The organism is Candidatus Desulfatibia sp. (genome assembly GCF_036446775.1).
GTDB lineage: Bacteria > Desulfobacterota > Desulfobacteria > Desulfobacterales > UBA11574 > Desulfatibia_A.
The window spans coordinates 1-21,336 of sequence record NZ_JAZFTO010000037.1; the positions used below are offsets into that span (position 1 = coordinate 1).

16 protein-coding genes, 2 rRNA genes and 1 riboswitch are annotated in these 21,336 nt (G+C 44.2%); of the genes, 8 read left to right on the top strand and 10 right to left on the bottom strand.

The window, feature by feature from the left end:
• The 5 genes from V3S16_RS01565 to V3S16_RS01585 all read left to right on the top strand — a co-directional run.
• Positions 1-207: ribosomal RNA gene (locus V3S16_RS01565) — 23S ribosomal RNA — on the top strand; the annotation flags it as partial.
• Between the two features lie 79 nt (positions 208-286).
• Positions 287-403, top strand: a 5S ribosomal RNA gene (gene rrf, locus V3S16_RS01570).
• A 128-nt stretch (positions 404-531) separates the two neighbouring features.
• A complete protein-coding gene (locus tag V3S16_RS01575) occupies positions 532-2,070 on the top strand; it encodes a sensor histidine kinase (protein ID WP_413882920.1) in 1,539 nt (512 codons plus the stop codon).
• Positions 2,071-2,179: 109 nt separating this feature from the next.
• Entirely contained in the window at positions 2,180-3,586 is a 1,407-nt protein-coding gene (locus V3S16_RS01580) for a sigma-54-dependent transcriptional regulator (protein WP_413882921.1), read from the top strand.
• A gap of 84 nt (positions 3,587-3,670) precedes the next feature.
• Complete coding sequence (locus V3S16_RS01585; RefSeq protein WP_413882922.1) at positions 3,671-5,371, top strand: alpha-amylase family glycosyl hydrolase; 1,701 nt, start codon at positions 3,671-3,673, stop codon at positions 5,369-5,371.
• Positions 5,372-5,399: 28 nt separating this feature from the next.
• Here V3S16_RS01585 and V3S16_RS01590 read toward each other — a convergent pair whose 3' ends face one another.
• The 7 genes from V3S16_RS01590 to V3S16_RS01620 all read right to left on the bottom strand — a co-directional run bounded on the left by V3S16_RS01590 (position 5,400) and on the right by V3S16_RS01620 (position 17,170).
• On the bottom strand, positions 5,400-5,684 hold the full coding sequence (locus V3S16_RS01590; protein ID WP_413882923.1) for an integration host factor subunit alpha: 285 nt from the start codon (positions 5,682-5,684) through the stop codon (positions 5,400-5,402).
• Positions 5,685-5,769: 85 nt separating this feature from the next.
• A complete protein-coding gene (locus tag V3S16_RS01595) occupies positions 5,770-5,910 on the bottom strand; it encodes a hypothetical protein (RefSeq protein WP_413882924.1) in 141 nt (46 codons plus the stop codon).
• 83 nt (positions 5,911-5,993) lie between these two features.
• A complete protein-coding gene (locus tag V3S16_RS01600; RefSeq protein ID WP_413882925.1) occupies positions 5,994-7,502 on the bottom strand; it encodes a hypothetical protein in 1,509 nt (502 codons plus the stop codon).
• 308 nt (positions 7,503-7,810) lie between these two features.
• Positions 7,811-9,298, bottom strand: a complete 1,488-nt coding sequence (locus tag V3S16_RS01605; protein WP_413882926.1) for a carboxypeptidase-like regulatory domain-containing protein — start codon at positions 9,296-9,298, stop codon at positions 7,811-7,813.
• 324 nt (positions 9,299-9,622) lie between these two features.
• Positions 9,623-9,717, bottom strand: a riboswitch (cyclic di-GMP riboswitch).
• Positions 9,718-10,001: 284 nt separating this feature from the next.
• Positions 10,002-14,834 (bottom strand): protein kinase domain-containing protein, encoded by a 4,833-nt coding sequence (locus tag V3S16_RS01610; RefSeq protein WP_413882927.1) that lies wholly within the window; start codon positions 14,832-14,834, stop codon positions 10,002-10,004.
• Between the two features lie 326 nt (positions 14,835-15,160).
• Entirely contained in the window at positions 15,161-16,564 is a 1,404-nt protein-coding gene (locus tag V3S16_RS01615; RefSeq protein ID WP_413882928.1) for an alginate export family protein, read from the bottom strand.
• Entirely contained in the window at positions 16,565-17,170 is a 606-nt protein-coding gene (locus V3S16_RS01620; protein ID WP_413882929.1) for a hypothetical protein, read from the bottom strand. It lies immediately after the preceding gene.
• Positions 17,171-18,004: 834 nt separating this feature from the next.
• On the opposite strand from V3S16_RS01620, the gene V3S16_RS01625 reads away from it, so the two are divergent.
• The 3 genes from V3S16_RS01625 to V3S16_RS01635 all read left to right on the top strand — a co-directional run bounded on the left by V3S16_RS01625 (position 18,005) and on the right by V3S16_RS01635 (position 19,484).
• Positions 18,005-18,307, top strand: a complete 303-nt coding sequence (locus V3S16_RS01625; RefSeq protein ID WP_413882930.1) for a hypothetical protein — start codon at positions 18,005-18,007, stop codon at positions 18,305-18,307.
• Positions 18,308-18,821: 514 nt separating this feature from the next.
• Positions 18,822-19,037, top strand: coding sequence for a type II toxin-antitoxin system HicA family toxin (locus V3S16_RS01630; RefSeq protein WP_413882931.1), 216 nt, complete (start codon positions 18,822-18,824; stop codon positions 19,035-19,037).
• 12 nt (positions 19,038-19,049) lie between these two features.
• A complete protein-coding gene (locus tag V3S16_RS01635) occupies positions 19,050-19,484 on the top strand; it encodes a type II toxin-antitoxin system HicB family antitoxin (protein ID WP_413882932.1) in 435 nt (144 codons plus the stop codon).
• A 206-nt stretch (positions 19,485-19,690) separates the two neighbouring features.
• Here the strand turns inward: V3S16_RS01635 and V3S16_RS01640 are convergent, their stop codons facing one another.
• The 3 genes from V3S16_RS01640 to V3S16_RS01650 all read right to left on the bottom strand — a co-directional run bounded on the left by V3S16_RS01640 (position 19,691) and on the right by V3S16_RS01650 (position 21,185).
• Positions 19,691-20,491: an NAD(P)/FAD-dependent oxidoreductase gene (locus V3S16_RS01640; RefSeq protein ID WP_413882933.1), complete on the bottom strand. Its 801-nt coding sequence runs from the start codon at positions 20,489-20,491 to the stop codon at positions 19,691-19,693.
• The gene (locus tag V3S16_RS01645; RefSeq protein ID WP_413882934.1) at positions 20,412-20,663 is read right to left on the bottom strand and encodes an FAD-dependent oxidoreductase; all 252 of its coding nucleotides are present in this window, start codon (positions 20,661-20,663) and stop codon (positions 20,412-20,414) included. Before V3S16_RS01645 ends, V3S16_RS01640 begins: the two co-directional genes overlap by 80 nt.
• Positions 20,664-20,762: 99 nt before the next feature.
• Complete coding sequence (locus V3S16_RS01650; RefSeq protein ID WP_413882935.1) at positions 20,763-21,185, bottom strand: hypothetical protein; 423 nt, start codon at positions 21,183-21,185, stop codon at positions 20,763-20,765.
• Positions 21,186-21,336: the final 151 nt, after the last annotated feature.

Sequence of the window (21,336 nt, forward strand, 5' to 3'; positions counted from 1 at the left end):
AATTAGGAGGAAAAATGAGAAAACTAATAATATGTTTGGGTGTATTACTTTTTATTCCTTTAATATCTTTTGCCAAGTTTGGTAAGAATACTAGTCCTAATACAGTTACAGGAGACCCCTTGAAGACTACAAGGTTGATAGGCCAGGTGTGTAAGTGCGGCAACGCATTTAGCTTACTGGTACTAATAGGTCGTGTGGCTTGGCCGCAAAACAATTTGTACAATCGTTTGAACGTTATTTTTGTACAGTTATTCAAATTGCCTTATAACCGAAATTGTTGAAGTTTTTCGGTGGCAATAGCAAAGAGGAAACACCCGTTCCCATCTCGAACACGGAAGTGAAGCTCTTTTGCGCCGATGGTACTGCTCGGGAGGCTGAGTGGGAGAGTAGGACGTTGCCGAAAATTTTTATATAACCCGGAGTCATTAAATGATTCCGGGTTTTTTATTTTCAAAAATTTGCATTCATTTAAAGTATGTGATATTTTTCATAAAGTTAGGTTCAGTCAATTAATTTAGCAAAAGGCCTAAGGTGTTTAGATACGGATTAAAGACAAATATCACCGTTACCCTGGCGATCCTGCTTGTGGTGGCAATGATTTTGATCGATTTTGTGATGATCATTACCGCTCAACGGGTCCTGCTGCGGTCTGAAATTTCCAAAGGATATTTCTTTATTTCAGGAATCGAATTGAGCCTGGCGCATTATCCTGAAGAGATAAAGAGTATCAGCAATTTAAGTATTAAAGGCAATTTAGAAAAGCTGTTAAATGAGGCCGGGTATTTATGCGGTATAGTTCTGGGGACAGATGAACATAAAATATTATTAGACGGGCAAGGTTGCTCTTTGCAGAGGAATCTCGAAATACTTGCAAGGCAATCTATTTTATCGGGAAATAAACTCTCCAGATTTGAAGGTACAATATGGGCGGTATTTTGGCTACAAAGCCGTCATTTGATGCTGTCAGCGCCAATATCCCGGAAAGGGAGGATCATTGCAAGTGCGGGCATTGTCTTGCCGCTTGAAAAAATCTACAGCAGTTTAAGACAAATCCAAATTTTTTTTTACATCTATCTTTTAATCAATACGGTTGTGTTGACCCTTGCCGGTCTTTATCGCTTGTCGAAACGGACGGTGAAACCTTTGCAGCGCCTGGTAAAAAGAGCCGATGAATACACGGAAGATGATGAAATGGTTTTTCTGTATGAAAAAGAGGATAATGAGTTCAACAAACTATCCAGAGCATTAAACAACATGTTGACACACATTGCCGCTGATAAAGAGAAACTTCGAACAACCGTAAAGTCTCTTGAGAAAACCAATATTGAGTTAAAAAAAGCGCAACAAGAGGTCATACGGGCGGAAAAATTGGCGTCAGTAGGCAGACTATCTTCGGGAATCGCCCATGAAATCGGGAATCCAATTGGTATTGTTACCGGTTATCTTGAGTTGCTTAAACAGAATGATATTTCAGATGAAGACAGGAGAGAATTCATACTTCGTACAGAAAACGAAATAAATCGTATTCATACGATTATCAGACAACTTCTTGATTTTGTAAGGCCTTCAAGTGACAGCTCTCAAGCTGTTGCGGTCCATGAAATCGTTAATGACATCATTGAGACCGTTAAGTTTCAGCCCGTTATGTCGCAGATTGACTTGCGGCTCGATCTGGGAGCCCAGAGCGATACCGTCATCGCTGATCCCAATCAGCTGCGCCAGGTCTTTTTGAATTTGCTGCTTAATGCTGCCGATGCTGTTGCCTATGCCAAAGAACGGGTCGACGGAAGAATAACTATAACAAGCAACATCGAACCAAATCCGCAGGCTGATACCAAGGATCAAACACGTGTATTAAAAGTGGAGATTATCGACAACGGCCTCGGAATTAAAAAAGAAAATATGGACAATATTTTTGATCCTTTTTATACAACCAAGGAACCCGGTAAAGGAACAGGGCTGGGGCTTTCCGTCAGTTTTATGATTATCGAAGGAATCGGGGGAAAAATCGAAGCCAACAGCAAAGAGGGCCTGGGTACCACCATGGCCGTATATCTGCCTCTTTCGTAATTTTTAATCCCGTATTGGTCATTTTGGTATTTTTGTGGCAAATAGCATTGGGTTCCGGTTTGTCCGGGCTAGGTTTAAGATTTACAATCAATTCTTTTGGATTATGAATATGAATGCAAACGATATACATAATACAGCTGGTGCGGCTAAACGCTTGCTGATCATTGACGATGAAGAGAATATGCGCCACATGCTCAGCAAGCTAATGAAGAAATCCGGCTATGTGGTGGATACGGCTTCAGATGGCCATGAAGGGTTAAATAAGGTTGATCAAGCGCAATATGATTATATCCTCTGTGACATAAAAATGCCCAATATGGATGGGATGAAATTTTTGAAACTGGCCCGTGAAAAGATAGGATCAACCACCGTCATCATGATGTCGGCGTACGGCACTATCGACACGGCGATCGAGGCTATTAAACAGGGGGCTTATGACTATATTTCAAAACCGTTTAAAACCGATGAGGTCCATCTTGTACTTAAAAAGGCCGAAGAGCGCGAACGCCTAAAACGAGAAAATATCCAGCTCAAAGAGCGGATTAGAAAAATCGGAGAAAACTACAATTTCGGCAATATGGTGGCCCAGAGCAAGGCCATGCGGTCTGTGTTCACTCTGGCTGAAAAAGCGGCGCAATACAATACCACGGTGCTGATTTCCGGTGAAAGCGGAACCGGGAAAGAGTTGATTGCCAAAGGCATCCATTTTACAGGGGCAAGATCAGCCAAGCCCTTTGTACCCGTGAACTGCGGAGGCATACCCGAAAATTTGCTGGAAAGTGAGCTTTTTGGATATAAAAAAGGTGCTTTTACCGGTGCCGACCGCAATAAAAAAGGACTTTTTGAAGAAGCCGACGGCGGGACCCTTTTTCTTGACGAGATTGGAGAGTTGCCGATTTCTTTGCAGGTGAAACTATTGCGGGTATTGCAGGAAAATGAGATTAGACCGATCGGTGATTCAAAAACAAAGAAGATCGATGTACGGGTTATTGCAGCCACTTCTAAAAATCTTAAAGATGAAATCAAAGCAGGCGCTTTTAGAGAAGATCTGTTTTACAGGCTGAATGTATTGCCGATAAAGCTGCCGCCGCTGAGAGAGCGGCCCGAAGACGTACCCCTGCTCAGTCAGCATTTTCTGGCCGACTTTAACAAAAAATTAGGCAAGAATATTAAAGAGATATCGCCTGCAGCCATGTCTTTGTTACTGGAATCCAAATGGCCGGGAAATGTCCGAGAATTGGGAAATGCCATGGAAAGGGCTATGGTGCTGGCCGAAGATACGATCTTGAAACCGGAAAATTTGCCGGACGGCTTGAGCGTAAAGCCGGGAGTGGAAATGCCGGCCGATTTTTTTGACGGATATTCCTTAAAGAACGCACACAAAGTTATGGAAAAGGAACTGATAACAAAAGCGCTGATTGCAACCGGGGGCAACCGCACCAAAGCCGGAGAGCTGCTGGAGATCAGCTATCCTTCGTTGCTGAGCAAGATAAAGGCCTACAAGATCACAATTTAAATTTGAATTTCCCGCTGCGCACCGTCGCCAAAACTATGGCGCGTCGGCGACTTGCAGCGGAAAATTCAAATAAAGAGATGGATTATGGAAGGCATTGATGCGGTTAAGCGTATTCTGGAAAAGATATATGGCGCGGAAAGAGGGCGCCTGGCTTTTGAAAGAATTGTTGCCTTAATGAAAAAATTTCCAGTCAAAGCAGGGCAGGGTAAGGGTTATTTTTCTGAAAAAGATGTGTTTTTGATCACTTACGGCGATACGTTGAATCAAAAGGGAGAAGTTCCCCTGAGAACGCTGCATAAATTCGCCGGCAAACAATTCAAAGACGTCTTTTCCACCATCCATATCCTGCCGTTTTTCCCTTTTTCTTCGGATGACGGTTTCTCCGTTATGGACTTTTTTACCGTCAATCCCGAGCTTGGAGTCTGGGAGGATCTTAAGCCGCTTGGCGAAAATTTTAAGCTGATGTTCGATCTTGTGCTCAATCATGTTTCAGCGCAGAGCACGTGGTTTCAGAACTATTTAGAAGAGGTCCCGGGCTTTGAAGATCTTGCCATTGAAGTCGATCCTGCAACCGATCTGTATCTGGTCACAAGGCCCAGATCCTTGCCGCTGCTGACTGAATTTGAAAAAAGTTCCGGCAAAACCGTGCATGTGTGGACGACTTTCAGTGCCGATCAGATCGATCTTAATTTTAAAAGCCTGGATGTTCTTTTGAAAATGATTGAGGTCCTTCTATTTTATGTAAAGCAGGGTGCCACCAGCATACGTCTTGACGCCATTGCCTATCTGTGGAAGGAGATCGGCACAACCTGCATCCATTTAAGCTCGACACACGAAATAGTTAAACTTTTTCGGAGCATATTGGACGTGGCGGCACCGGAAGTCATTTTGATTACCGAGACCAATGTACCCCACCAGGAGAATATCAGCTATTTTGGAAGCGGCCGCAATGAAGCGCAAATGGTTTACAACTTTACGCTGTCGCCGTTGCTTTTCTATACTTTTGTCAAAGAGGATGCAACGGTGCTGTCTGATTGGGCCAAAGGGCTGCATTTAACATGCGGCGGCAACACCTTTTTCAATTTTACGGCATCGCATGACGGCATTGGTGTGCGCCCCTTGGAAGGTATATTGCCGCAGGCTGAAATCGACAAGCTGATTCAGACGGTAAAAGCAAATGGCGGCCGGGTTTCGTATAAGAAAAACACAGATGGATCCGAGAGTCCCTATGAGCTGAATATTACCTATGTGGACGCCTTTTGGAACAAAGCATTTGAGACAGATCCTTTGCATGCCAAAAGATTTTTAGCCTCGCAGTCGATCCAGTATGCTTTGCCGGGAGTGCCGGCTACCTATATTCACAGCATTTTAGGCTCACGGAACTGGCAAGAGGGTGTCAGGCAAACCCAGCGAGCCAGAACCATCAACCGGGAAAAATTACAGGTCGATAGTATTTTATCACAATTAAAAGATCCTGAAACCTTTCGTTCCAGGATCTTTTATCCCTATATTGAGCTGATTAAAATCAGGAGAAAACAGCCGGCTTTGCACCCCAACGCATCTTTTGAAGTATTGGAGATTGACCCCAAGGTGTTTGGAATCGCAAGGTATTGTAAGGAACAGACCATATATGCCCTTACAAATCTTTCATCACAACATGTTGTGGTTACACTGAAGGGGAAAGGGATTCCTGCAAGGATGAAAAACCTTTTCAGCGGCAAAGAGTGCGGTACAGATTCGCTGCGAATGGATCCTTATGAGTATCTTTGGCTTAGCTCGAATTAATCGTGAAGCAAAAACACAAGTAATAGTACTACCCTGGACCGTTGATCTTTTTTCGTAATTTGCCGGAACATTTAAAGGTCACAACTTTTCTTTCTTTCAAAATTAAGTCAGCGCCGGTAGCCGGGTTTCGCCCTCTGCGTTGATTCTTTTGCTTTACACAGAATTTTCCAAATCCAGAGATCAGGACATCATCACTCTTTTCCAGCGTACTTTTGATTATTTCCAGCAGAGTTTCGATAATATCCACAGACTTTTTCTTGGTAAAACCCAGTTCATGAACCTTTGCTACAATATCACTTTTGGTTAAAGCCATGGCGCCTCCTTAAAAAATGTGTTTAATATCGTATATTAATTCCAAAATATATATAAATGTCAATAGCTAATATGATTTGAAGCGATTAATTCGTTAAATTTTGACTTTCGTTGGGTGTTTGGTCTTTGATTGGAGCGTGGTGTTCAATATTTTTCAAAACGTGTTTAACTTTTTTCATGATTTCGTCAATTTCGGCTTTTAATTTTGTATCGGCAGGGTCCTTCATGGCGTCTTTTCTCTCCTAGTAGCAGAATTGTGATAATTAAAAATCTCGTAATCACTCGATAATATACGGATGTTGAATTTATGTCAAGTAGTTGGGAACATGTCTGCGGCTATATCGAAATGCATTCCAATGTCAGGTCGTAAGTCCAGCCGGTTGCCTTCAGGGTTTTCACGCGGGATTACCCTTATTTTATTGTTTTCATAGGCGGCCAGCACTTTCCTGCGAAGTTTTTCAGCCACCCCGGCTCTGCTTTGGCCCTCTTTTACGGCGGCGTTAACATTGCAGTAAAGCACCCGGGTGCCGTCTGACTTAAAGACGTTGTCTTCTGCCGAGTAGGTCATGGCAGAGGGAATCACCTGAATCTTTTTCTTCTTCAGATAATTAAAATCGATTTCGACCGGCTCGCCCTTGGTGCAGGACCAGGGATACCCTTTTTGTCCCTGAGGGCCGCCGGGTCCGGTAACAAAGGCCGTGCATATGGATATTTGTTCAGATCGTATTTCGGGGGTCACCTCGTTCAGGTTGCCATCGATGGTGGCTTTAAACAACGCTCCCAGGTTTCTGACCCTGCGGATAATCGGCTGCCATTCCGGTTCGGGGGGGCGAATATTGATTTCACAGACCCTGATTCTGGTCGGGGCCATGTGGTGGTCAAAGGACAAATAACAACCCGGGTAGACCAGGCAGGGACGCAGCGCGTTTTTATCTTCAAGGGCCTTGATGAATGGTTTGACAATATCTGCGGCCACCATGGCAAACAGCTCGGGTGTCTCCATGGGATGGGGTGAGATGCTGCCCATGCCGCCGGTAATGGGGTTGTCCTTGCTGGCGGGGCCGGGAAAACGTTCCGGATAATCCATGGAAGTGGGCAGGATTTGAAAATCGCCGTTTTTGTCGATCAGAATATTAAATGATATTTCAACTCCCGACATTCTGGATTCGATTAAAAGCGGCCATTCTCTTTTATTACCAAAAAGTTTTTTATAGCTTTTTTTATAATCTTTTATCAGGGTGTCATAGACCTCTTTGACTTCCCATGCGTTTAGAATGATGCGTGCGCCCTTACCGCCGGCGCTGTAAGGGAATTTGAGCACAGCACCGCCGTATGCGTCGATCAGCGACAAAGATTTTTGTAAAACCTGGCCGTAATCCCTGGCATCGACCGCGTACCATTTGTCGGCCACGGGAATTTGATATTCCCGGCAAAGCCGTTTGCAGGCAATCTTGTCGCCTTCAATAAAGGCACTTTCACGAGTAAAACCGACAACACGGTCAAGGAAGCCGGCTGCTGCCAGCTCATCAACCAGTCCTTCGAGCAGCAAATCTTCGGGCATGGGGACAATGCAGTCGATGGCGCCGTTTTTAAGGGCTTCAATCATGGCGGCAGCATACCCTGCTTTGCTATTATCTTTGGTGGGGATAAATTCCACCGGCCACTGCATCAACGATGCAAACGGCGGCATGGCCGGCATGCCGCGGATAACCACACCTTTGAAGTCGTCCCCATGCGTTTCGCTCGTGGCTGTTGAAGTGATCAATGCACTGAGAAGGGTTCTGCCGTCGGTGCCTGCAAATCCGATTTTATACGCCATTAAGCATCCTCTTTTCCTAATATATCCTATGGCTTTACTGAAGTTTGGGTTCTGGAACCGGCTAATAAAAGATAGGAACTTGATGTTAGCGGAGTATGGCTAAAAGTGGGTGCTGTGTCAAGACAGAAAAGGGATGCTGGTGATTTGTCCGGCGATGTGCGATCATTGTTTTTATATAATCGGTATTCAATTGCACTGCAACAGCGAGCCGTTTCATGGCGTCAGCAAAGCCGGGACCATCAGTATAGCCCGTATTTTCTGAATTGGACACCCATCGTGTTCATTTTGGATTCCTGGATGGGCACTAATTAGCGACCCGAGGCAACCTGGTCAATTGGAGTTAGTTTGATATCTTCTCTGAGGACATGCCATTTTTCGGTGAAGATTTCGCTTTTATAAGGTTTATATCCGGGGGCCTCAGCCGTGATATAGTATTTCCTGCTGGTTTGAAACTTAACTCCATATCGTCCCGTAGCATCAGTGATCTGCGGGTTGGTGGCGGTTGGGTTTGGGGCCTTATCCAGAGGTACTATTGATTCATCTTCAAAATGTATGGTTATCTTGGCTCCGGCTATTGGCAGGGCGGTTTTTGCATTAGTGACTTTACCGTACGGAACACGGTAAAGGTATATTTGCTTATCAGGGTTCATAGTATATGATTGTCCGCTGACAGGCTCTGTTACGGTGACGCTTAAATTGGCATTGAAACCGTTATCGCCCGCTAAATCGGAAGGGGGATCATAACTGAAGGATAATATGCTATCCTCTCCCAGCATTATCTCTTGAGTTTGCTTAAGTACCATTTCACCGGCTTTATATTCTATGACATTGGTTTCCCAGTGTCCGGTATTGCTGCCAGGGTCATTGACGTGATGCCACGTTGAATACTGGTAGTCATTCACACTGGTAAGAGTTGTAGTTACTATCAATTTTGTTCCTTCAAATCCTTCCGGAGGTGAAAATTTCATGGTATAATCTATTTTGTCTTCCATGTTTACGCGTATTCTGTATTCACTATATTTTTCTAAATAACTATCTACCAAGGATTCATAATAGGCTACCCAGCGAGTCATATAATCGCTGATTTGAGCTAGAGAAGAATAATATGTCAGGCGATCCTTAAGATAGGTCAGCATATAATCCTGTATCTCAAAATCTGACGTTGCTATTCCCGCCAGATCCAGCAAAGGCTGTTTTTGTTGTTCCCCCGGGATGGGGCGTCCCCTTTCCTTTTTTCCTCTATCGCTATTTTTGTCATACCCATAAGGGCCTGTTGTATCCGGTTTTTCCAGGTTACCCTGCTTGCTTTTGTCGTGAGAATTAAAGGACGATCTAGCCTTATCCAGAGCCTTTAAGAGATCGTTTACAGGGGATTCTTTTACTTGCCGGCGGTCAGCACTTCTTCCGCGGCCTCCTATTGATGAATTATTCCTTCTTGTTTCAGAATGACCAATGCTCTGACCATTATTTTCTTTTCCAAGGCGGTTAGTCCTTGTATCAGCCTGTGCTTTTGTCCTCTCTATTTGATTTTTCCTTTTCCCCTGCTCAGCAGCTCGTCCTTCTGACCGGGCATTAATTTTACGCGACTTGATTGTATTCTGATAACTTCCGGCACTCTCTGACCTGCTATTACTCCGCCCACCATCAATCTTGCCATTATTTTTGCTGCCGGTGTTTTCTGATTGGCTTTTAGCCTTATGTTTATCCGTCCCCTTGCCTTGGGAAGCACCATATGCCGGGCTAATTATTAAGGTTAGGCTAAATATCGCTATAAATAATGTTTTTAAAACTCTCATTTTTTATCTCCCCTTTTTCAATTCCTGGGGAAAACGCCTTGCTAACCGTCAAAAATTATTATAAAATTTACAATTTAATCAAAAGAATTCCTCGATGCTCTGCATCGGGGTAGTTCATTGATTTTGGTCTGAGACCGAGTTCAATTGTGCTGCTTGAGCGTAAGTCCAAGAAAAAAAGGCAAAAAAAGGTGGCAAAACAGGAATTTGGAACCTTGGGAAGGGGAGTAACAAATTTGGTATTGTTTGTAAGCACTATCAGCACCTCATATCCTGGCCGGGAAATTTTTACCGTGCTTGAACCAGCAAATTGAAGATGCTGATCCGCCCGGCAGCCCCGCTGCCATGCCTCCACGATTATCGAAGGATTTAGGCCGGTGGCTTTGCGTCCCACCCTTTCGAACGGTTTGCCTTTATCACGCAGAAAACTTAAACTCTCATTAGCCTCTCGGACTTTGTCCATAAGAAGAGGCTCTTAAAATCCACTTCTATCCAATAAATTATATCGGCAGCTAGAGTGAAAAACTTTAGAAAATTTTGAGAACTTTTTTGAACTGCACAGCGCGCGCATTGTCTCCAGCGCACCTTCGCCATAGCAGCTTGGGCGCGCCTGTCCTCGCCTAACGCCAAAGACTTTGGTCGATGGCGTCCGCAGCAGCATGTCGCAGCGCGGTGTTGGGCCCGCTAATCGGAACTGCAGGGAGCTTCAATCTTGGGAGACGATTTTAAATTCATCTATTCTCAGGCCGGTATATTCTTCAGCATCCCGTAATATCGCAGAAGGCGACTTCAATATGGAGCTAAAATCCAAAAAATAAATATTCCGGTCAAAAAAAGTTAGATCATTGACAATTAGTTTTTTCCCGTCAGGTGTAAAAGTCAAAGCATCAAAACCTATAGGCATATCTTTGGGCTTTTCTATTGCGGCCTTTAGGGCCCCCGTATGGGTGTCCCACAGAAAGACCCTTTTTTTATCTGTTGAGGCCAAAAGACGGCTGTTTGGCGAAAAGGAAATTTCACCCATATGATCAGCTTCGACCTTTATTACTCTCCGGCGGCCTGTCTTCAGGTCCCAAATAGTGATAAAAATGTGTTCGCCGTTTACTTGGCGTGTTTTTGAGGCTAATTTGCTACCATCCGGTGAAAACATAATTGCAAAAACTGAACCTTTTAGCCCGCGCAGAGCGTCTATTTCTTTAAAAGAGGCAGCATTTAAAAGCTTAATTTTTCCATCCACCCCGCCTAAGGCGAGGCGTTGGCCGTCGGGCGAGACGGCCATAGAGAGTACGGGGTAGTCTCTGCCTCCGATTGAGTTTACTCGCTTTCCACTACCAGCATCCCAAAATACGACTTTTGGAAACATTCCTTCTTGGTCCGCATCATAACCCCAACAGGCCAATATTTTACCATTTAAAAGAAAAGACAACTTAAATACATTAACAAAATCGATCTTGAACTCGTTTGATAAATTAATATAAAATCGGTAACCACCGTTTTTTAAATTCCACAGATAAATAGTATCTTCTGACAGTGAAGCCACGGTTTCTTGATCCGGAGAAAAGGAAACATGGTAATTTTGTTTATTGCTTAAAGGGCCCTCGATTACGGCCCTTTTTTCGTGGTTTAATAGGTCCCAGAGTACTATATTTCCATTTTTTAGTGCCGAGTACATTTTGCGCCCATCCTTTAAAAGATGGATTGAGACCACTTCACTATCATGGGGCAACGTGTCAAATCCTTCTTGGACAACTTTCTGCCAGACCCGGATGGTGTTGTTCTCCCCTTTTGAAATCAATATAGAACCGCTTTTTGATAAAGCCATTAATTCGCCCATCTTTCTCCCATAAAGTTTGGCCGCCAGTTGCCGGGTAACAACATCCCAAACCATGATGTGGTCTCCACTTTCTTCGGAAATGAGAAGTATATTGTCGTTAACTAAAGATAGCACTGATACTATATTATACGCTCCTTCCACTTTATGATAAGCTAATTTGTTTTTACTATTAATGTCCCATAATTGAACTCCATTTCTTTCGTTTGTCGCCAATAAATTTCCGCCTTGTAAAAAAGCCAATGATTTCGAAGCAGACACATCTTCTCTTCTTTTGCGCTTTAAACTTGAACTATAGCCAAATGAGGCTATTCCCTTCATGGTCCGGATGTCCCAGAAGCTGGTTTCATTACGAACAGTCTTTGAAATCAATGTCTTTCCATCAGGAGAGAAAGCAAGCGAAACAAAAGCACTTTCATTTCCGCTGAGAACCCCTATTTCTTTTGCTGTTGGAACATGAAAAAGTCTAATTTTATTGTCCTGGCCGGCTGCGGCTAAAATCTGGCCGTCAGGAGAAAAACAGACTGAATATATGCTCCCGCGATGCATTTCAAGAACGCGTAGAACCCTTTCTGAGGGAATATCCCAAAGTCGTATAGTTTTATCCGTCCCTCCGTAGGCCAGGGTTCGACCGTCCGGTGAAATGTCCAGGGCTCTAATCTCATTTTGGTGACCGATTAAATTTCCGATCTGTTTGCCGCTTTGTAAATTCCATAGTTTGATAGTATCTGTGTCGGCGGCGACTATTATTTTGCCATCATCGGATATGTCCAAATGCTTTACCGAAAAACCTGCCTTGATTTTTTTTAAGTATCTAAAAAAAGATTTACTTCTGGCTAACAGTAAATTCGAGAAGGCTTCAGCCCCTAATGCTTCACTATCTTTGCTAATAGCGGCGGCAACAGCCATATAGGCCCTCTGATAGTCCCGTTGTTCAATAAATAATTTACTTTTCTCAGACCATGCTATAGCAAGATTGCGATTAGCTGCTTTTAAAGCTAACTCTTTATGGTCAAGAGCAACCTCGGCTTTCTGCCAGGAGAATAGAGAGATCGTTCCACCAAATACTAAGAGAACCAAAATGGTCAATGCAGCGACAAATGCTCCTTTGTGTTTTTTTGCAAGGTGTTTCACTTGCTTCCAGGCAGAAGGTGGCTTGGCGCGGATAGGTTCTCCCTCCACAAAACATCTTAAATCTTGGGCCATGTCCTCAGCAGTAGCGTAGCGGTTTTCGGGGGCCTTTTCCAAACCTTTATGGATTATGGTGGCCAGATCATCTGGTATATTGGGGTTTACTTTCTTGAGTGGTGCCGGCTCCTCCACCAAGACCTTATTCATAAGTGCCGGTTGGCTTTCGGCATCGAATATGGGCTTCAATGAGACCAATTCGTATAGAGTTGCGGCCAGACTGTAGATATCGGTGCGGTGGTCCACCTTTTCCCGAATGCCGGCAATTTGCTGAGCAGATGCATACCGAATCGTTCCCAGAATCTTTTCTGTTGTAACAGTCGTTAAAGTCAGCGCTCCTTCATATCGAGCAAGTCCAAAATCCATAAGCACGAGCCGTTCTCCATCTTCCGTGACCATGAAATTGGAGGGTTTAACGTCTCTGTGTATAATATTTCTTTCATGGATATATTTTAAGGCCATCGTCGCATCTATTCCGTATCTGGCGATCTTTTTGTAATAATCCTTATCAGGCAAAGAGGGTCGCACTTTTTTTTGATAGGGTTCTATGCGGTCTTTTCTTTTTTTCTCAACTGCCGCAGAGATGGACTGACAGAGGATTGATTCTGCGAGGGGTTCATTAGTATCTACCCTTGATAATTCGTTGAAGACTTCGGATAAGGATGCTCCCTCGACATATTCCATGGCATAGTAAAGGCTATCCTCTTCCTCTCCGCTGGCAATAACCTTCACTATATTGGGATGGTCACACCTGCCCAAAACGGTAATTTCACGCCTGAAACGTGCACTAATTACCTTATTTTTGGATAGTTCAATGGGCAAGATCTTAACCGCAACGGTCCTTCCTAAAGAAAGTTGCTTGGCTTTGAAAACCGCTCCCATAGCCCCTTCGCCCAGTTTCTCAAGGATTTCAAAGTCTCCTAAAAGTTTGCCGGTAATGCGAGGTGAAAGAAATTCCTTCTCCTGGTTTATCACCTCTTCGATAAATTCGGCATGGATACTCTCATCTACCGGGACACCGCTAATTTCAGTCAAAAACGCCCTGAATGATGCCAGGTAATTCGGATCAGCAAACCATTTTCCGGAAGAAAGAGAGACCAGCCGAAGAGACTTTTTCCATTCGTCTCTATCCAAAAAATAAACATCCTTGCCCAGTTCATCTTCAATGTGAACAATGCATGGGTATAGAGACAAAAATGTGTTATCAGATAGCTTTATATAAATATTCCCCTTTCGGAAATTTGCGTCAAATGGTACCTGTTCCGTAATCAGAAAAGGTATTTCCCCTTTCAGTTCTCTAAAGGTCAAGCGAAGCCCACCTTCCCTGTGCACGATCTGTTCAAGAAAAAGGAGTTTGTTGTTTTTAAAGAAATCAAGGCTCTCTAAAATTTCGAATGCGCTGTGGAAAAGAAGTGAGCCGTGGTCGAGATAGATTCCCTCACCGGTTAAGTCTTTATCACCCACCGAAGCCTTGTAGGCACAAAAAAGTTCAAAAAAGTCTATGATTTTAAAGGCATTTTTCTCAGGTTTTTTGCGCCAAAGATAATCACTCAACATGTCAAAGAGTTCAACAGTGCGGTTGAGGTCTTTACGGGGAATTAAGAGAAAGTTTCTCAAAGATGAAAGCCCTGTTTTTTGGCCGGCCTGGATCTTTTCGAAGAATTCGAGAATCTCCCGTAAAATTCTGGTAAAATGTGCAGGGGCAGGGAAGGCCAAGTTCTTAAGAGTATTCTTTAGGCCCGGATCATCTTCCCCTCTTTCCATAAAGCATGTGACTGATACTATGGCAAGTATGCGAATTATTGTATCCATTAGCAACATGGCATAGCGGTGGCGATCCCTAAGGCTCTTGGCATTCTCAATCCTTTGCAGTAGATTGCTAAAGGGCAGGATGTCTTCCCTTGCTCGGAAAAAGACTTTGTAAATTGCCATTTCCCTCTCAATTCCCTTTAGCCTTGCCTGTTTTAGGAAGTTGCTTTTAAACCTTTGAGCAGCCTGAATAGAACGGTGTGTGGATTCTGAAATAAGGATTTCATCAGGTCCGGCTAATGATTCGATTCTGGCGGCAATGTTAACGACATTCCCAAAGACATCTTTCTCCTTTATAAATCCCTGTCCCGTGTTAAGACCGATACGGACATGAATCTGCTCTCTCTCGGATTTGTCGCGGTTATACTCATAAAGAGCCCTCTGCATGCGTTCTGCGGCGCTCACTGATGCGACAGGATCTTCGAATGCGGCCATAATGGCATCGCCCAAGGTCTTAATAATTTCTCCACCTTCCTCCTTTATAATGGGGAAAAGGAGTTGGTTGTGCTTCTCAAGAAGAAGGAGACCATCGATGTCACCCTTGCGATCAAAGTACTCAGTAGATCCTTTTATGTCCGAAAACAGGATTGTCAGATCTTTTTTATGTTCTATAATGGAAGATTGGATGTCTTTGAAATCTTTAAGGAGATGTTCAATATTTTCAGGTTTGATTTTCTGTTCAATTTGATCATCGGCTTGTCGGTTGACCATGCAAGACCTCTTTGAAGGTAATATTTTCCGTGTAGGGGCAAAAGGCAATATCGTATCATTTCAATATTTAAGCAGGAATCATGCCAAGAAAGTGTAACGGAGTGTTTATCAGTATTATCAGTTATTTGGTGAGTTTGTTTGCCAAAGCTTTTATATGTCAAAATGACCGGCATTGAATTCGGTATCGGTAATTTGTCAAAAATTTGACCATTGAAAAGATATTTTTTCATTTCTTTTTTATGGCATTGCAGAAAAGCGAAGAGGTGTAACCAGCATCACCATCATTACTCAGTACAAAAGAGGGTGCCTATCGTTAAAATAACCTATTAGAAGGTGATGGTTGTACTTATGGAGAGATATTTCTCATCATCATTGGCTGTATCGGGGAAGGCACTGCCTGGTTTAAAGTACCCGTATTCAAAAGAACAACTGAGGTCGGAGAGAATTTTCCAGGATATATTCAGATCAATTTCAAACCCTAAATCATCATCATTAACACTGGCATCAATATCAGAGATACCGCCGGTCTCTTCGGCCTTATAGTATCGATAATAGTCTATTCCAAATGTAAAGTTTTCAAATAAATCATATTTCTCCAAAGGCTTGAGCAAAACCCCTGCTTTAATAAAATAGATATTTGAGAGCCTTGGGGAAAAAGCATATCCAGTAGGAAGATAGCCAAAGTAGAGGAAGTTATTGTCATCTCCGGAGGTGTTGCCGTTTTGGGTATCTGTAACGCTGGTTCTGTCTGCATCTCCTGAACCATAGGCAAATTCAATGGTGAAATTGGGGTGGCTGTAAGCATCCACATCATACGTGGCCCCGAAATCTACGGCCCACGCGCTGACGTCCCTCTTTTCCCCGGTAGCATATACCCGGCTTTCTCCGGTTTGCCTTATTATCTCCGCCCAGTAGTGTATGGTGTCAGTTATCTTTCCCTGGGAGCCAAGACCCAGGTATTCGGAATCGTATGTGTAATCACGAAGAGGGTCATCCGGGTCTTCAGGGGATTCATCCTTTTGCACCAGCAAATAGAAATATACGCCTTGATTAGGAATCCCAAGATAGGTTCCTTCCAGCCCATAGAAAAACCTGCTGCTTTTCTTGTCCCACCCGGGAACACTGGTATCGATATTATCCTCGTGGCGAAGGGTGTGAGAGACAAGGGCCCTTAAAGTCCAATATTCAAGTTCGCTCCGGAACTCCAAACCATCGTGCAAATTGCCGTAAGCAATCCCCTGGCCCACGCTGTAATAGCGCCTTCCAACCTCAAGCAGGTAAGGGTTAAAATTAAAAAGAAAATAACCATAATCAAGGTGGGGTCCATCATGGTCATAACCATCATTTATATCCTTGGGGTAGCTGTTAATGTGAAGGTCTTTCAGCCTTATATAGAGGGAATGTTCATTTTTATATGCAGCGCCGGGAGGTGGTTTGAGGGTGGCCTTCATCCAAAGGCGAAAATCAGCAGAATAGGTATAATCAAGGCTGTCCTCGGCGGAAGAATCGTTATCATCGTCTTTATAGTCATCGTATCTGAAATTGATCCATCCCCCGTAATCAATGACAAGTCTGTCCTCGCCTTCCAATATTTTTAGCTCTGTCTGCTCTAAGGCCTTCCTTTTTTCCATTTCAATCCTTATTCTTTTCTCGGCAGTCTGCGCCGCGGCACTGCCTGCAATCAAAGATAAGGCGATAGAAATCAGAGCTATAAATAATACATTTCTCATTTAAGTCTTTTGTTTATCTTGCTTTATTTTTTGTTTTTTTGCCATGTAAATGCCGGCCCGGGTGAGTATTAAGACCAGTTCTTCACCGCTAACAACATCTTTTACATTCCCGGATGACATCACCCCCTGATGAACTAATTCCTTCAGCGCATACCGTTGATTTACGCCGAAAAGTGTCAATAAGATGCCGCCCTTTATTTTCAAAGCCTTACAAAACATATAGGCGGTGAGTCCTTTCCGAAGTGGTTTTGTGACATCAAATTCTTTTTTATCAAATTTTTTGGGCAGAATGTTTTCGTTTTTAAGAAAGGTAATTTGGGAGCCGAGGTCTATGAACTGGTTTTCAACCCCCATCAAGATGACAATGGCTTTGGAGATATCATAGCGGTAGGTGATCTTCTTTAGCATTAGTTCTGCAAAATAGACAAGATCAATGGGGTCGAGCGGTGGTGGAGTTTTCTTTTTTACCTTTGAAGTTTGTCCTTCGGTTGGCCGCAGGTTCTCCCTCTTTTGCTCTTCTATCCTTCTGGCTTGTTCCGGAGTCTGTGCCAGTAAAAGAGATGGAAAAATAATAAACGCAACCAATATTACAAGCATCTTTTTCATGGTAATAAAATTATTATAAAAAACAACCGATATGTCAAGGCAAATCAATGTATTACCTATGATGAGCTATAATCGGCATATAAATAAGTCTATAGAAAAAACAGGGGCCGCTCCTGTATATGCTAAACCCGGCAATGGTAAAGGCAAGGGACAGTCAAAGCAGACGGAAGGTAATCAGGGAAATAATAATGGGAGTAAAGCAGCAAAATCTAACAGGAGAAAAGAGCGCCAGGGGCCGCCCTATTCGGGAAGCAAGGACGGAAGAATCCATTAAAGCTTTGTAATAATTAAAAGTCTCGTAATTATCCGATAATATACGGATGTGTGGCTAAAAGCGGGTGCTGTGTCAAGACAGAATCAAAGATGCAGGATGCAGGATGCAGGATGCGAGTTTCGGGTTTCGGGTTTCGGGTTACTGGAAGCTGGTTACTTGATTCTTGATGCATGATATATGGTAACCGTTCACAGGTTCAGAGGTTCAAAGGTTCAGAAATTTGAATTTCCCGCTGCTTGTTGGAGCGAAGCGGAAATCCCGTTTCACGGGGTCGAAACGCCGTGGAGATCCCGCTCGTTTGAGGCAGCGCAGGATGAATTCAAAGAAAGAAAGATAGGAACCTTTTTTAGCCTTTCGCTATTTAGATTCCGCAGCTATTCTGCGGGAGTTTCATAAAATCGTGACACGATTTTATTGTGCGTATCGGTAAATACATATTATAGCGTGGCCTGCAATAGGTTGCTATCGGGAATCCCGCGATATGGTACTATCGGGAATCCCGCATATTGAATAACCAGGATTCCCACTAATATCTGTTCGGCGTAAAAAATACGGAAATTATGCCATTTACTAAAGAACCGACAGGATATGAAAAAACTATTCTTTCTGATCTTCAAGGTGCATGGATTCTTTTAAGGGAATCCGTGGCTGAAGCAGCAGGATTTGAAGGATGGGATCGAGCTTTATTCCATATTGATGAAGCAATGAGTTGGGAAGCTGTAAGAAATCTAAGGCTAATGCCTCCACTTCTTCTCATTATTAGAAATATTTGCTCCCAAGGAAACGCGCCTCAAGAGGTATTAGAGAATATTCAATGGGTTGATGATATCCTAAAAAAAGTTCTTTCTGAAATTCACAGTTAGTTTTCTATTTAATCGGCATCGCCGAACAACCGCATGAAGGCGGACGGGCAGAAACAGCGGCCTGCACGCCCTCATACAAATGAACTTATAACTTAAATCGGCCCGCCGCTTATGCGGGGGCGTTCGGCGGTAATAAAATAAGGAGATATGAAGTCAAAATTTAATCCTCCCGTGCGGGACGGGAAACCCGAAAAATGCATCGCTTGCGGGAATCCGCTGCATCATAAAAGTGAGCATTATTGCTCAAAAAAATGTGCAACAAAAATAGGATCCGAGGATAGTGATGATGTCCCTCCATTTCTATCGAAGTGGAAGTTGCGAAAATATAAAGAGTTTAAAGACCCGTTGACAGCGCTAAGAAAAAAGACGCGGCGCAAGACTAATGATTTATTAAATTATTGCATTACCTTGGCAGATGGCAATTTCGCGCTGTGCCAGTCGTCATAATCAACACATTTTCAATTTCGGACATTTTTGCCTTGACATTCGGACAAAAAAGACCTATAAAGGAAACGTGAACGGCAACGAACTTCTCAAAAAGCTGAAAAAACTTGGCAAGCAAAACAATATCGTTGTCCGTTTTGAGACGAAACGCGGCAAGGGTAGTCATGGCACCCTGTATTACGGCAACCGTAAAACTATCCTGAAAGACCGCAAAAAAGAGATCGGCCCGGGCCTTCTGAGCAAAATGCTTGCTGAACTGGGCCTTGACAAAAATGACATGAAATAAGGAGGCAGCCGCATGTTTCAATTTACCTATCCAGTCAAAATTGAAAAAGACGAAGCCGGTTTTTTTCTAATCACATTTCCGGATATTCCCTTTGCCGCCACCGACGGCGAAACTATGGCTGAAGCTCTAGAGGAAGCACGGGATTGTCTGGAGGAAGCCATTGCCGTTTCCATTGCTGACAACCTTGATTTCCCATTCCCTTCATCTATCCGCAAAGGACAGCACGCTATCCCGCTGACTGCCCGAATGTCTGCCAAGGCAGCCCTCTATATTGCTGTGCGTGAGACAGCCATCAGCAAATCCGAACTGGCGCGCAGGCTCGGTGTGGATGAAAAGGAAATACGCAGGATGCTCTCTCCCAGGCACCAAACCAAGCTGCCACGGATAGAGCAAGCTCTTTCGGCTCTTGGCTATCAATTGTCTGTCTCATTGCAAAAAGCTGCTTAAAATCAACATGAGAATTATTTCCGGCATCTAACAAACAGGATGGAGCAGACAGGAAGAAGCTGGAGGGTTTTACATAAAGATCTTTGGTTCTCGAAAGGAAAGAGTGGAAAATGGGTCTACTATTTCTACCATCTTTGTTGAAGATAAGTGGCTTTATCTTGTTTCTTTTGAGCGCCTCTGCAATTCCTTCTGTATATCTAGTTGATTTAAAAAAAGCGTCCAATGCCAAAAGGCGTTGGGTCGATGAAGGGCGTTTGCCCGGCCACCAGTTCTGCTAAGAGTTTGCCGGTTGCCGTTGCAGTTGAAAGGCCGATCATTCCGTGTCCGGACGCTATAAAAAGATTAGAGTGTCCAGGGGTACGATCAATGATGGGTAGATCGTCATACACCATGGGCCGCAATCCCACCCATTCTTCTACCAGCGTATCACCTTCGGGCGTTTTCAAATATTGGTGGGCCACACGGCGCAGATTCCGTATACGTTCAGAAATTACCTCTGTATTAAAGCCGGAAAACTCCATGGTGCCGCCCAAGCGGTACCCGCTCGTCCAGGGGGTGACGACAACGCTTTCTTCCATGAAAATAGTCGGGATGGTAGGGCATATTTGGGGGCGGTTCATGGTAATACTATAACCTTTGCCCGGCTGAATCGGCAAATTGATTCCCAAAGGCTTAAGCAGTTTTCCGCTGTACGCACCGGCGGCGATAACAATATCCCGTGCAGTAAGTGTTCCGCAGGATGTGGCGGCCGCCATGCCTCCCTGCCGGGCGGATGAAAGTCCTTGCAGTTGGCAGTTTTCAATAATTTCCACACCTTTTACCGCCAAAAGCGCTTTTAAGGCACTCATCAGACGATCCGGCCTTAGGTGGGCGTCGGCAGTGTGGAACCAGCCCCCGTATACGTCTTCGTGCATTGCCGGCTCCAAATTATATAGGGCGCGGCCGACGTAAGGTTCGGCGGTCAACCCGTAACTGCGCAATAGATCCGCGACAGGTGCCCACCTCATTTTGCGCGATAAGGGTTACCCCGCGGCCGGCCTTGAGCAAGTAATAGGCGCAAAACAGGCCGATGACGCCGCCGCCGACAACTAACACATCACAGGATTTTTTCATTTTTCGGTACAACCTTTTGTATTCAGGTAATAAAGTTTTTTTACTTGTGAATTTTTGCTGATTCAAACGAAATTATTTCGTGGCTGAAACGGAACGTTATTTTGAGAACCGCTATAAATAGTTGCCGACGACAGAAGAAATCAATTATTAAGGAAAAAGTCAATATCAAGGTTGACTATGGGCGCTACGCCGCATGGTCCACAGCAGCACACCCAGTATGATCAAACCGAGCAGGGTCAAGACAGAGGTTGAGACAAACGCCATACGGTAGGCCAGCTCCTCGGCGGTGCCCCGACTGATCAGTACGTCGGTCAATGGTCCGACAATCAGGGTGCCGGCCACCCCCCAGCTTAAAAAATAGGTTGCGTTGAACAGGCCGAAGTAGCGCGCGCGCTTGGCCGGCGGAATGAGTATTGATGAGAGCGAATAGGACGCAGCCAGAATAATCACCTCGGAAAATCCCCGCAAAGCACTAAGCCCGAAGATCAACGCCAGGTTGTTGCAGAGTGCGTAGAGTACGGTGGCTGACAGGGCGACACAGCTTCCAATCTTTTCAGCGACCATTACACCAACTATATCAACCTTCAAGGCAGGCTTCCCGGGGATAAGGAAAGGATGCTTCAAGAGGTCCGGGCGGCCCTTGAACAGGATGAACAAACGTTTAGGCCTTTTTTTGTCGGAACGCAGTAGCCGTGACAGTTATCAGTAACCCGCTTTCCACGCATCTTCTACATCAACT

Coding starts and splice junctions, on each gene's coding strand:
- V3S16_RS01620 (WP_413882929.1), bottom strand. CDS start 17,170: ATGAAAAAGATGCTTGTAATATTGGTTGCGTTTATTATTTTTCCATCT.
- V3S16_RS01610 (WP_413882927.1), bottom strand. CDS start 14,834: ATGGTCAACCGACAAGCCGATGATCAAATTGAACAGAAAATCAAACCT.
- V3S16_RS01640 (WP_413882933.1), bottom strand. CDS start 20,491: ATGAGGTGGGCACCTGTCGCGGATCTATTGCGCAGTTACGGGTTGACC.
- V3S16_RS01605 (WP_413882926.1), bottom strand. CDS start 9,298: ATGAGAGTTTTAAAAACATTATTTATAGCGATATTTAGCCTAACCTTA.
- V3S16_RS01625 (WP_413882930.1), top strand. CDS start 18,005: ATGCCATTTACTAAAGAACCGACAGGATATGAAAAAACTATTCTTTCT.
- V3S16_RS01615 (WP_413882928.1), bottom strand. CDS start 16,564: ATGAGAAATGTATTATTTATAGCTCTGATTTCTATCGCCTTATCTTTG.
- V3S16_RS01585 (WP_413882922.1), top strand. CDS start 3,671: ATGGAAGGCATTGATGCGGTTAAGCGTATTCTGGAAAAGATATATGGC.
- V3S16_RS01635 (WP_413882932.1), top strand. CDS start 19,050: ATGTTTCAATTTACCTATCCAGTCAAAATTGAAAAAGACGAAGCCGGT.
- V3S16_RS01600 (WP_413882925.1), bottom strand. CDS start 7,502: ATGGCGTATAAAATCGGATTTGCAGGCACCGACGGCAGAACCCTTCTC.
- V3S16_RS01595 (WP_413882924.1), bottom strand. CDS start 5,910: ATGAAGGACCCTGCCGATACAAAATTAAAAGCCGAAATTGACGAAATC.
- V3S16_RS01580 (WP_413882921.1), top strand. CDS start 2,180: ATGAATGCAAACGATATACATAATACAGCTGGTGCGGCTAAACGCTTG.
- V3S16_RS01590 (WP_413882923.1), bottom strand. CDS start 5,684: ATGGCTTTAACCAAAAGTGATATTGTAGCAAAGGTTCATGAACTGGGT.